At 38.9% G+C, this 12,337-nt stretch carries 8 protein-coding genes; 2 read left to right on the top strand and 6 right to left on the bottom strand.

Annotated features, from left to right (window positions below; all coding sequences use genetic code 11):
* Nucleotides 1–31: 31 nt before the first annotated feature.
* On the bottom strand, nucleotides 32–403 hold the full coding sequence (locus COR50_RS19075) for a response regulator transcription factor (protein WP_098195471.1): 372 nt from the start codon (nucleotides 401–403) through the stop codon (nucleotides 32–34).
* A gap of 847 nt (nucleotides 404–1,250) precedes the next feature.
* Here COR50_RS19075 and COR50_RS19080 point away from each other — a divergent pair.
* Nucleotides 1,251–2,492 (top strand): thioredoxin family protein, encoded by a 1,242-nt coding sequence (locus COR50_RS19080; protein ID WP_098195472.1) that lies wholly within the window; start codon nucleotides 1,251–1,253, stop codon nucleotides 2,490–2,492.
* Between the two features lie 15 nt (nucleotides 2,493–2,507).
* A complete protein-coding gene (locus tag COR50_RS19085) occupies nucleotides 2,508–3,686 on the top strand; it encodes a TlpA family protein disulfide reductase (RefSeq protein ID WP_098195473.1) in 1,179 nt (392 codons plus the stop codon).
* Nucleotides 3,687–3,954: 268 nt separating this feature from the next.
* Here COR50_RS19085 and COR50_RS19090 read toward each other — a convergent pair whose 3' ends face one another.
* The 5 genes from COR50_RS19090 to COR50_RS19110 all read right to left on the bottom strand — a co-directional run bounded on the left by COR50_RS19090 (nucleotide 3,955) and on the right by COR50_RS19110 (nucleotide 12,322).
* Nucleotides 3,955–5,448: a PKD-like family lipoprotein gene (locus COR50_RS19090; RefSeq protein WP_157761008.1), complete on the bottom strand. Its 1,494-nt coding sequence runs from the start codon at nucleotides 5,446–5,448 to the stop codon at nucleotides 3,955–3,957.
* A gap of 24 nt (nucleotides 5,449–5,472) precedes the next feature.
* Nucleotides 5,473–6,243 carry a DUF4843 domain-containing protein gene (locus COR50_RS19095; protein WP_098195475.1) on the bottom strand — a complete coding sequence of 257 codons (771 nt, stop codon included), beginning with the start codon at nucleotides 6,241–6,243 and terminating at the stop codon, nucleotides 5,473–5,475.
* A 10-nt stretch (nucleotides 6,244–6,253) separates the two neighbouring features.
* Nucleotides 6,254–7,699, bottom strand: a complete 1,446-nt coding sequence (locus COR50_RS19100) for a RagB/SusD family nutrient uptake outer membrane protein (RefSeq protein ID WP_098195476.1) — start codon at nucleotides 7,697–7,699, stop codon at nucleotides 6,254–6,256.
* An 11-nt stretch (nucleotides 7,700–7,710) separates the two neighbouring features.
* A complete protein-coding gene (locus COR50_RS19105; protein WP_157761009.1) occupies nucleotides 7,711–11,064 on the bottom strand; it encodes a SusC/RagA family TonB-linked outer membrane protein in 3,354 nt (1,117 codons plus the stop codon).
* A 118-nt stretch (nucleotides 11,065–11,182) separates the two neighbouring features.
* Nucleotides 11,183–12,322, bottom strand: a complete 1,140-nt coding sequence (locus COR50_RS19110; protein ID WP_198405707.1) for a FecR family protein — start codon at nucleotides 12,320–12,322, stop codon at nucleotides 11,183–11,185.
* Between the last annotated feature and the right edge of the window lie 15 nt (nucleotides 12,323–12,337).

The raw sequence follows: 12,337 nt of genomic DNA on the forward strand, positions 1-12,337 counted from the left end.
CGAATAAATTATAAAACAATATTCAATTATATTATGCTTGCGCAGCAATTAAGCGGTTAACCCTGGAAACCAGTTCAGCGGGTACAAAGGGCTTTTTCAGGTAATCATCAGCACCCAGGTCAAAGCCATCGGTAACAGAAGACTCATGGGTAATCGCGGAAATGATAATAACGGGAACGCGGTGTTTTTCCTTGTTCAGCCTGATTTTACTTACCAATTCTAACCCGTTCGCAAACGGCAGCATCAAATCGGTAATCACGAGATCATACTGTTGGGATGAGAGGAAGTTCATGGCTTCTTTGCCATTCTCTGCGAGGTCAACCTCGTATCCTTGCTTGCGTAGAATTAAGTTTATCGTTTTCAACATCAGGGCATCATCTTCGATCACTAATATCCTTTTCATAAATTGATATATTCGGTTTTAATCTGTCTAAAATGAACTTGCTAATAAATGTCCTTATATGATAAACAGTTCTAATTCGCACGACAACCACGAATACCATGTATTTGAACCGGGGAGGTTTTTATTTTGGAGTAAATAAAGATATAATTAGATTTTTTCGATTCGGTCGATAACTTCTCATTACATAAGCCATGCCAAATAAAGTCTTTACTGCTATTTTCTTTGAAATAATTACTTCCTATTATTAATTTTCATCCTATAATCTCAGACACAAAGGTAATGATCTAATCTATCCGGTTACTTAACTGCGACCCCTTAACTACAAATTAACATTTTTTTTGAATAACTTGCTGAAAATTAAAGCACTAAAGCCAGCTAACTGCGGCGCCCCCTCCTGCCTATTTACCAAATATTAACATCTTCAGGCATTTCCATCCTGAGCATAGCGCTTCGATGGCCAAAATTGAAGGACGTAGCCAAGCAAAAGCGTAACGTAACTTGGAATACATCCTGCTGAATATTTTCAAACGAAACGTCTTTCAAAATATAAGATGAGCAGGATAATTTGTTATTCCATTTTAAACGACCAGTTCAATAAAATTGCCCGGTACATCAATCTTAAAAGAACTATTTTTTCAGATCTTCAGCTTGGGGGCGCCGGGGGCAATGTATGCTAAGTACCCAAGTTGAAAAATGCATGGAGAAGTGCCATGCCAAGCAATTTCCAAGTCATGTATGTAACCCGATCCATTATTAATACCGTTCAAAACATTTCGGATTGTAAATAATAAGACAGCATTTATATTTGTTATATCAAATTAGTTAATTTTTCACCAAACCGACCGAAATGAATTTCAAGAAATTCTCGTTCTTGTGTGCCCTTATGCTGGCCACTATTTGTTCTTTCGCGCAAGAAAAAGCCCATTTTGAACAAGGCAATTTTAAAGCCGTTCTTGCCCAGGCCAAAGCCGCAAACAAACCCATTTTCATCGATCTCTATTTCGAAGGCTGTATGCCCTGCAAAAAGATGGACCAGGATGTATTTACCGATCCCAAGGTAATCACTTACCTTAATGGGAATTATATCTGCTTTAAATCGGATATTTTCAAAGAAGAAGATGGTAAATTCCTCTGCCAAAAATTTGCAGTAGGCGGATTCCCTACTTTTCTATTGCTCAGTCCTGACGGGCATTTAATCAACAATTTCTCCGGGTATACCGCTACGGATCGCCTACTGCCGCTCTTAGCAGACGCGAAGGAAAAAGCAGCCCGTAAAGAAGTGAAGAAGTTTGACAACAAATTCAATAACAAGTACCCTTCCTTCTACCATACGCGCTATTTCAACATGTCCGACAAATCGGATAAAAGCGAGGCAATAGCTGCTTATGAAAAGCAACAAAAGAAATATAAGCCGGAAGTAAATTTCGTGGTACAAGGCATCTTCTTACAACGCTTGTCAGAAAAAACACAGGAAGATTTTTATAATAAAGCAGCGCAGTATGCAAAAGACTACAGCGCTGAAATTGCCGGCAGAGCCATGACCTTCATAGCGCAGAAAAAAGCCAAGAAATTTGCTGCCGACAAAGACAAAGCAGGCTTTGACAAGATGCTCGCATATATTAAAACGGTATATAACGAGCGCGACTGGAAAATTTTCGGTTTACCGATCTGCGAAGAGTTCTATAAGCAATACGGCGATTACCAAGCATTTGTAGATTATGTGAACAGTACCCCCAGTTATACACTCATTGATAAAGCTATCCTGGTTAACAAGGTTTTACCTGGAATAAAGAATAACCAGCAAGCAATCCAGTCTATGCTGGAATGGTTCAAGGACGAAAAGGCCGTATCCGGAATCAGCATGGTTGCATTACCGGAAGTTCAGTACACCATTTCGGCATTAAACCTCAAGGCCGACAATCCGTGGGAAGCCAAGAAGTATGCACTGGAGGCATCCCTCATCAAAGCTAAGCACAAAGCTGAATGGAATGCCGATATCATCAACCAGTACACGGCAAAGTTATTAAACGGTGAAAAAGATATCGAGTTCAAAGCCGTAAAAATTAGCAAACCTATTCTCATGGACTAAACCCAAACATTATTTATGATTAAAAATATCTTGTTATTTTCAGGAGCCTGCTTGGCCTTTACGGCTTCGCATGCACAGTCTTCTAACAGTGACAGCCTTCAATTAAGGGGTTACGTTAAAGGTATCCAGGGGGCGCATATCAGCATTAACCTGAAGGAAGATGATGGCAGCATAAGCCGGTATAGCACAATCGCGGCAACAGATTCTTTCTCCCTCAAAATTAAAAAACATACCCAGCCTGTAACTGCAACTGTTTCGACCGATAAATTTAGTACAAAAACGTATCATGGCTTTGACGGTAAGGAAATTAAGACCCCCGCAGGCATAGGATTCTTCTTCGTTACCGATAAAGATCTCGTACTAACCGGCCATACAACCCTTCATGGTGACTGGCTCGTGAGAGGAGATCGTGTCAATAATCAATATGCAGATTTCCAAACGGATAACGCTGAAATCCATGAATCTAACAAGCGTTATTACAAGGTTTTAATGGAAGGAAATCCCGCAGACACGGTTAGCATGCAACATGCAATGGGCTCTATAAAGAATAATTCAACGAAATTGTTCCACTGGGTACAACAATTTATGGCAACGCACCCGGATGACTATTTGAGTTTGTATTTCCTAAACTCTTACAGGAATGGCTTCAGTGAACAGAACTTGAAAAAGCTATATAACGGGATGGCTGTTACTTATAAAAACACACTACCGGCACAAGAAATAGAAAAACAATTAGCCAAAATTGCGCCGATGTCTGCCGGGAAAGCCTCCGCGGAGTTCACCAGGACGAGTATGGACGGTAAAACGATCCGTTTATCAGATTTTAAAGGGAAGGTTGTATTACTTGATTTCTGGGGAAGCTGGTGTGGCCCCTGCCGCGCTAGCCATCCGCATTTGAGGGAAATATACGAAAAATACCATCCGAAAGGACTTGAGATTATCGGCATCGCCAACGAAAGAGGCAGCTTGGAAGAAGCAACAGCCAGTTGGAAACAAGCCGTGAAAGAAGACAAGATGCAATGGATACAAGTATTGAATAACGAAAAAAAGGATGATAATATATCGAAAGCCTATTATGTTTTCGGTTATCCCACCAAGTTTATCATCGGCAAAGATGGAAAAATCGTGTTAAGGGCCACCGGCGGCGGCGTAGAAGATATCGAGGAAATGCTGGATAAGTTGTTGGGGGAATAAGGTACATTATTTACGTTTAGCTAATTATAATAAAGCGGGTATATCATTTTAATATGGTATACCCGCTTTACTTTTTACCTTATTGACTCATGGCATTTAAAGCAGGTCATGTATTATTAACCGGAAGGTTTGGTTAAAAGGGTAATAAAAAGGGACTTATTTATTGTACTGATATTGCGTGCATGACATTCGGTATGATATAAAAGAAAACCGCCCAATTAAACAATCGGGCGGTTTAGGTTATTATTCCAACTTTGCATTGAAGTTATTAGAAGGCGATGTCAACTATTTTATCAAATCCTGAATATTCTTCTAGCAATTCTAACGGACCGTTCAAGGTTGGTACATCATACACTTTAAATGTACCACCACCGTTTGATTCATTATAAGTAGCGATAAGCAATTGATTTCTGCGGCTATCGCTAACGCTATACTTCATAAAACCGAAGAAAGTAATATTAGCTGAACCCAAGTCCATCATTTCATAAGTTTTTTGAATTACTGGATCATATTCATAAACTTTACCGCCAACGTGATAGAAGATATAACCACGGTTACGGCTGATAGAGATATCTTCCGCTTTATCAAAATCGGTTGCAGTAATTTCCCTAAAAGCAGATTCATATAATGAACCGTTATAGTTATAGATATTCAAGCAATAATATTTTCCAGTTGTCTTATTCTTCATGATAGCTTGCGCTTCACTTGGATTATATGCAGTAACGTTTTTCATGTAAACTAAATCATAGTTCGGATCTTGATAAGGGAACAGGTCGTCACCTGAATCAGGCATTTCAATACTACTGTTTGCGGCCATCAAATGCCTAACAAATCTATGATTTTCAACATCGTACAATATTGAAGGATTCCTACCATCACCAGCAATATAAGGAGACACTTTAAAAGTAGTATTCGTCCCCTTTATCAAATTAATAGGAATACCGTAATTAATGTAATTAAACACGCTTCTAAAATACATTGTACTGTCTTTATACATATAAGACACCCTATCACCAGGAACTGGATAGATAAAATCCGGCGCATAATTTTCATCAAAATCACCAGCCATCTCATAAATTATATTATTCGTAGGCTTCCAAGTTAGACTATCATTTATGTCAAATTTATTCGTACCTGTTGTCGTTGAAATATATACGCCATAAATTGGTCCACGGTAATATGTGTATTGAAAACGTGTAATAGCGAGTGGCTTGCCGGTTAATTCATAATCTACCCCGTTAGCCTGCAACGCGTCATAAAAATATACGGGCGTATCCTTTTCAAGACCAACAATACTAAATAACGGCGCTCCATCTTTCTTTTCCGAAAGTACTAACCAACCGGTATTGAACTCTGTCTTTAAATATAAATGACACCGATTTTCATAGAAGACCCCTGTTTCTTTGTCGGTGACCCTAAGAAACAAGGCATAATTACCTGCTTTAATGGAAGATATCCACTCTAAGTTCATCTCAGATCCGATAATGATCCTATCTCCGGACAAATATCCTTCCGAAGTTTCTTCGTAAAGGAACCACTGATAAGTATATGCAGAATCAGGCTTGGGAAGCTTGGATTGCGAAAGGCTTGGATTGATCACCAACTTACCTGCATTGATTACTAAGTAACTATCTTCAATACCCGAGATTGCTACATCATTAAGGGCATGGTAATCGTAGTTACCTTTATCCTTATAACAAGAAGTGATAGTTGATGAAAAAACCATCATCACCAATATTATTATAGATAATTTCTTTTTCATTTGAAATAAATTAAATATCATCAATTATTGCACATACGAACCCATCGTCATCTCTGTGCCATCCTCATCATAAATAATGTTACCGTTTTGTCTCTGCAAATTCAAATAGCGTTGCACGATAGTGGCATAACCCATGACAGTAGGTATATCACGCACACTCGCAAAGTCAGAGTACGATATATTCAACACTTCAGATATAAGTTTATACTTCTTCAGGGAAAATTTTCCGAATAGAAAGTCAAGCCATGTACCCGGTTTAGTAACTATATCAGACACGTAAATACGCCAGGTAGTTAAATTCCTCTTCTTTCCAGTCACTTCATCTAATACAACGCTTGACATATTTACTTTAAAATCCTTACTATCTTTCAATGCAATATCCATAATGATTGTATCCGTTGCCATATCTTCTGTTCTATGGAAAGTAATAGGGAGTATTGCCTGATTTTTTCCAGCTTCCAGGATCAACTGATCAGCATTCCAATCATAATGTTTTCCTTTCACAGCATTAGATCCTGGCAAAACTTCGAAATTGATAACCCTATCATAATCTGTAGGAGCTGCAGCTACATTTATTGGTATGTTATAAACGGTATCGGTAACCCTAGCGGAGTAATATGCAAATGTAATTTCGGTACTATCTTTCAAATCAGCCCAACTAAATTCCCGCTCAACTGACCAATAAAAGTAGACATTAGGTGTACCGTCATAGAACTTAATTTCTTCCTTAGAGCAAGAAGTCATTATGAATGCTACGACCGGTAATATGAACTTTAAAATATTTTTTAGCTTCATAAAAATAAATTTAGTTACGTGAGTCGGTTTCAGATTTCGGCAGCGGCACTACGTATTGTGCAGGGTGCATAGAAATAGTGGTACCCCCACTTTGGCCACTTTGAATACTTGACTTATTCATTCTTTTATAGGTAAAAAACAATTGGCCTTCCCCTATAAATTCTCTTCGATACTCATTTAGGATACTGGTCTCTAGCAAAGCTGGATCCTCTATTCCATGTACTCCCCTTGCATTTCTTACAGCATTTTCATATGTCATACCGACTAATGGATCTTCAGCAGTTTCCGCGGCAATTAAATAAATCTCACTCAGGCGAATTAAAGGTTGTACATATTTTCTAACGAGTGGAATTGAAGTAACCAATTCTTCATATTTATAAAATGCCTCAACCGTTTTTCCGGTTGTAGGTAAAATCCAGTTTGGATTCAATCTGCAATCGGTTGACAATCCTTCAAATACGTTCACTAACAGCTCTCCCTTCATTGTTAAAAACCTTTCGTCCACCAAAGAAGGGCTAAAATAAAGGTCGAATTTTTTGGAAATGTCATGATTATATAAACCGAATATGATCTCTGAGCTAAAAATCCTATCCGGTGTGGCAGTAAATAAATCTGAAGCTGATGTAAACTTAAGGTAAGTAGAACATTCATCTATTAGTGTAGAAGATTCGAGATAAGCATTTACTTTATCCCCCCTATATAATAAGGCCCTCGCCTTAAGAGCTGCTGCCGTGAAGTAGTTTGCTCTCAATTGATAGAGTCCTTCAACTTCTACGCCCCTATTATTAGCAATATCTGTTGGTCCCGCATTACGAATTGGATCATTTTGTAAATATTGCTTGGCAACATCTAAATCCCTAATAATACTATCCATCACCTGGTTAGCCGGCAGTATTGGAGTTGCTTCCTTAGTAACACGACTGTAATAAGGTATCGACAGGGAGATAGAATCCGTAGAATAGACTGGGCCGAACAGTCTTAATAAATCCAGATAATGCATAGCACGCAATACATAAGCCTGACCCATCATTAAATCGAAGTTGGCCTGGGTGGTGATATCTTTGCTATTTCCCAATCGCTCTATAAATCTGTTAGCATTAAGTATGCTTGAGTAAGAGAAAGTCCATGTTCTTTCGGCAAAATCCAGAGCTTGGGTGGAACCGTATACATAGCTACCTAATGGGGAATACTGATGCACAGTATTAACTGTACTATTTACATCATATTGTTGCCCAAGTAACTCAACATAAGTCAGCATTAAGTTACCACCATAAGAATTATCATCGCTCATTCTAAGATAAATGCCATTCAATGCCGTCTGCGCATTAATTTCAGAATCAAAAATTTGACTTGATAGAAATTTATCTTCAGGTTTAATATCTAGGTATTTATTACAAGCAGAGAATGAAATTGCCAATGATCCTAGTAATAAAATACTATATATATATTTTTTCATTTCCGTTTCGATTAAAATAATGCATTAATACTAAAGGCCACAGTATTCGCAAATGGATAGGTAATACCGCGCTCCATTTTTACAGTGGAAAGTCTAAAGATGTCATTTAGGTAAAGATTAAATCTTAAACTTTGCATCCCGAGTTTTGCTATGAATTCAGTATTCTGTTTTCTTAATTCATACCCAAGGTTGAATGACTCTCCTACTAAATTATTATCCCTTTGAACAAACCTTGATGTCTGGTAAGATTTATCCTCATCGGTTCTTATAATTTTAATCGCTTTATAGGCAGATACATCCCCCGGCTTTTTCCAACGTTCGTACAAAGCCCTTTTATCTTGGTTCTGAGTCAAAGCTATGCGACTAATATTCTCAACTCTATCCAATAAAGCCTGATTATAAACGTCTCCTCCAAAACGGTACCTGATGATCGCATTCATGGAAAAATTCTTGATTACAACACCTGTACTAATTGTTCCTTCTGCGAATGGCCTTGAATCCCCCACTACAACAGCCTCCCCTACATCATAATTATAGGTGTATTGACCGTCCTTATTGATATAGATTTCCTTACCTGTCCCCGGATCGATTCCTGCTGATTTTACAGCCCAGATAGCGGTGGGTGAATTCCCATCATAATAACGTTGTAATGACTGATTATCAGCTTGCTCCTTGTTAAGAGAATAAAGTGTATTAAAGAATCCGTCATAGCGGGCTTTGTAAATAGCCCCCATAATCCCGACATTCCATATGATTCGATCTTTTAGATTATATATCGGGGATGCCTTCAACCTTACTTCTACCCCTCTCGATTTCTGTAAACCTACATTTATTGGATATTGATAAATCCCCGTAGAAGAAGGCATGGTAATCGGTACTATAAGTGGGTCAGTATTTTTAATATACGCGTCAACTGTCGCGGTATACTGATTATTTAAAATAGCTAGATCTAAACCAAGGTTTGTTTGCTTGGTAGTTTGCCATGTCAATTGTGGGTTACCAATGGTTGTAAGCTCAACACCTTGTCCACTTAAATTCACACCTGTTATGTAAGTGTAAATATCTTCGGATGAGAAATTTCCAAAACCTTGGTTGGCAGTTGTACCATATGAGCCCCTTAATTTAAGGATGGTAATCCACGGATAGTTATCCCTAATAAAGTCTTCATTATGAATGTTATATCCAGCACCTATTGACCAAAATGGCAACACTTTATTCTGTACACCGAAAGAACTAGAACCATCCAATCTGTAGGTAATATCGACAGTATATCGCCTATCATACATATAATTGAGTAATCCAATAAATGATGCCCTACGATACTTATTTACAGATGAACTAGGTTTACCACCTTCGGTGTAGTTAAATGCAAAAGCCGGGTTACCATTCGAGTTATATGGAAAACCGGTTGCAGACATACCGATCGTTCTAGTTGTGTTTTCTTCGATCGTGGAACGCAAATTACCAGTTAAAGAGTTTTTGTCCCAAACTTTTGCATATGTGAGCATTGCAAAGCCCTGGTAATAGAATTTGTTATAATCAGTGCGGGAATAACTACCTTTCTTCGTTATATCAGTGTTCCGGTAATCAGTATGCAATGCAGATTTAAAGTTTACATTTTCAGTGTTTTCTCTTTCAAGTTGTAGTCCTGCATCAATACGAAACTCTTTAGTTAACTGCACGTTTGCTTGTAAATTATTTCTAAATCCAAAATTTTTGGACCTATTTATAAAAGGAAGAGAAGCGTTGTATAACGGATTTGCAACATACTGAGGCTCAAAATTCGGATTTTCGCTACCTACATTTACGGTATCAACATATTTTGTTATGCTACCATCGAATCCCGTTTTTCTATAATATGGATTCATTCCTACCCAATCAGAAAAAGATCCATAATTTGATTCGTTAGCAGTATATCCATATATATTCAATTGGTTCGATAAGTTCAGTTTACCTTTACGGTATCCCATGTTTATTGCAGCGCCCCAAGTATCTCTACCTGAGCCTTTCATTGCCCCGGTTGTTTTCTTATAATTCAAGTTAATTCCATATCTAAATACTTCATCCCCTCCTTCTACAAAGATGGAATGTCCATTAGTAAAACCTACTTGCACTGGTTCGCTTAACCAATAACTATCTACCCCTTCCGCTATATTTGTTCTCAATTTATTATATCTCATATCACCTGAATATCCCGAAAAAGCCCCGGCTAATCTTTCAAATTCAAGTTTTTCGCTTGAGTTCATCATGTTATAAACTGATAAATCAGGCATTTCAACCCTGAAATCTCCATTATAGCTTAATCTTAATTTACCGGGTACCGGTTTCTTAGTTTCAATTACAACAACACCATTTGCAGCTTTTGCACCGTACATCGCCGTTGACGCCGCATCTTTTAAAATCGTAATGGACAAAACCCTGTTGATATCAAGATCGGCCACTACTCTTAATGTTGTTTCAAATCCATCCAAGATAAATAATGGTTGATTCGGATCATTGCCATACAAATCTTTCAAACCGTCATTAGAAATACTCGTGGTACCACGTACTTCAATATTAGGTAGGACGTTCGGATTAGAACCGAAAGCATTATTCTCTACCAATACAAACGAAGGGTCCAAGGATTTCAAGCTTTGTAAAACGTTGTTGTTACCAACAACTTTTAACTCATCACCGGTAAAAGTGGCAGCAGCACCCGTAAAGCTCTCCTTTTGGCGGCTCACGATACCTGTTACCACCACTTCCTTTGCCCCGGCAGTGGGTTTCAACTGGACTTGTAAATTGGTTGGTTTGTTGATTTTAAATCTTTGCGGTTCCATACCTACGTATGAAACGATTAATTCACCGGGTTCAGGAATACTAAACACGAATTCACCTTTGGCGTTCGTGTAAGTACCGCGTGCTGTACCCAGTTGGCGCACGGTCGCCATTTCTAATGGTTGGCCTTGATCATCCGAAACGGTACCTGAAATCCCGATTGCATGAGCTTGTTCACTATTTGTTGGATTGTTACCGGAGGTATTCCTTGACCTAACGGTTAAAACCCCGTTCGCCAGCCTGTATTGAACGTTAACGCCTTTGAAGGCTTCCGCTAACACTTCTTCCAGTAGCTGGGATTTAGCGTTTACAGAGATTTTAGGCAACTGGCTTAATTCGGTTACATTGTAAACGAAGCGCAACTTCACCTGTTTATTTAGTTGCGATAAAAAAGTTGGGATGCTTACATTTTTTAACTGTAAGCTGACCTTTGGTTGGTTGGATTGTGCGACTACGGTAGTTGTAGCTAAACACAATGATGAACAGAGGAATAGGTGATTTAGTTTTGGTTGGCACTGCCTACCCAGGCGCATAATAATGCCTAACAAGTAATTTTTTTTCACTACTTTTACCTTGAAAAATTAACTAATAAGATTACCCCGCTATTGCTTCGTGCAATTAGGCGTTATGAAAAACGGGCACTAACTCAGTTGTCCGTTTTTTTGTTCACTTGTCTACCATGATAACTTTCTGGTTTTGGTTGATTGTAAATTGTACATCTGTTACTTGATCTAAAAAGTTGAGCACGGTTGTTACATCTTGATAAACAGGTAGATTACCGCCGCATCGAATATTTTTAAGTTCTTCTTTTTTAAATACTATATCGTAATTGTATCTCCTTCCTAACATTTCCATGATCTCCCCCAGGTTGAAATCATCGAAAATTAATTCATTCCTCATCCAAGCCGTGTACATATCTACATTTACCTGCTTTGTAGCCAAGGATTTATCACCTACATTATAATTAGCTTGCTGGTTTGGCTTCAAGAGCACCGAATCTTCACCCGTGTGGATCAAGACTTTCCCGGAAACGAGCGTCGTCTTGATATTATCTGAATAGGTGTTGATATTAAAACCGGTTCCCAATACCTTCACCTCCATATGCTCCCTAGTTTTTACGCTAAATGCTTGGGCATCATTTTTTGCGACATCAAAATATGCCTCCCCTTCTACTTCAACTTGCCGGGATTTACCGCGGAAGTTGACAGGGTAACGTAAGGTCGTGGCTGCATTCAACCATACTTTCGTGCCATCTGAAAGCTGCAAAGAATACATCTTTCCCTTTGGAATAATGATCGTGTTATAAACTACCGCATCATTAGAACTATTTCCCGGGCCATATACCAGGGACGCATCTTCCGTGGAAATCGAGGTACCATCGGATTCACGCATCTGTTTCATCGTATCCAGGTGCACCGTCTGGCCGTTCGCTGTAATCAACTGGATGCTGGTATCCCCTGGGCTCGCAACTGGCAAGTTTACGCTAAGGTTATTGTTCACTGTATTACTTTGCCAGGTGATGGAGTTTCCTATCCAAATAGCAGCTATCGCAGCTGCGGCGCCAATTGCCCATGGCTTCCAGCGCATCCTGATAAGACGTTTTCCAGGCTGGATATGCCCGGACTCAAACTTATCCCATTCGCGATCTATATCGGTTGCCGCAATTTCGGCCATTTCGCCAGCGGCTTTTTTCAAGAGCTTTCCATCATTCAACAAGCCATCATCTGGGGCAGCACCCTGCTCTCCCGATATTTTATCGAGAAAATCTTCCCATTGTTCCGGCGACGGTGATGAATGATTTTTCATAAGTTTCCATGTATA

Source organism: Chitinophaga caeni (genome assembly GCF_002557795.1).
GTDB lineage: Bacteria > Bacteroidota > Bacteroidia > Chitinophagales > Chitinophagaceae > Chitinophaga > Chitinophaga caeni.

What these genes read in the sequence shown, in the direction of transcription:
- COR50_RS19110 (WP_198405707.1), bottom strand. Translation starts at nt 12,322, where the DNA reads ATGAAAAATCATTCATCACCGTCGCCGGAACAATGGGAAGATTTTCTC.
- COR50_RS19075 (WP_098195471.1), bottom strand. Translation starts at nt 403, where the DNA reads ATGAAAAGGATATTAGTGATCGAAGATGATGCCCTGATGTTGAAAACG.
- COR50_RS19085 (WP_098195473.1), top strand. Translation starts at nt 2,508, where the DNA reads ATGATTAAAAATATCTTGTTATTTTCAGGAGCCTGCTTGGCCTTTACG.
- COR50_RS19095 (WP_098195475.1), bottom strand. Translation starts at nt 6,243, where the DNA reads ATGAAGCTAAAAAATATTTTAAAGTTCATATTACCGGTCGTAGCATTC.
- COR50_RS19080 (WP_098195472.1), top strand. Translation starts at nt 1,251, where the DNA reads ATGAATTTCAAGAAATTCTCGTTCTTGTGTGCCCTTATGCTGGCCACT.
- COR50_RS19100 (WP_098195476.1), bottom strand. Translation starts at nt 7,699, where the DNA reads ATGAAAAAATATATATATAGTATTTTATTACTAGGATCATTGGCAATT.
- COR50_RS19090 (WP_157761008.1), bottom strand. Translation starts at nt 5,448, where the DNA reads ATGAAAAAGAAATTATCTATAATAATATTGGTGATGATGGTTTTTTCA.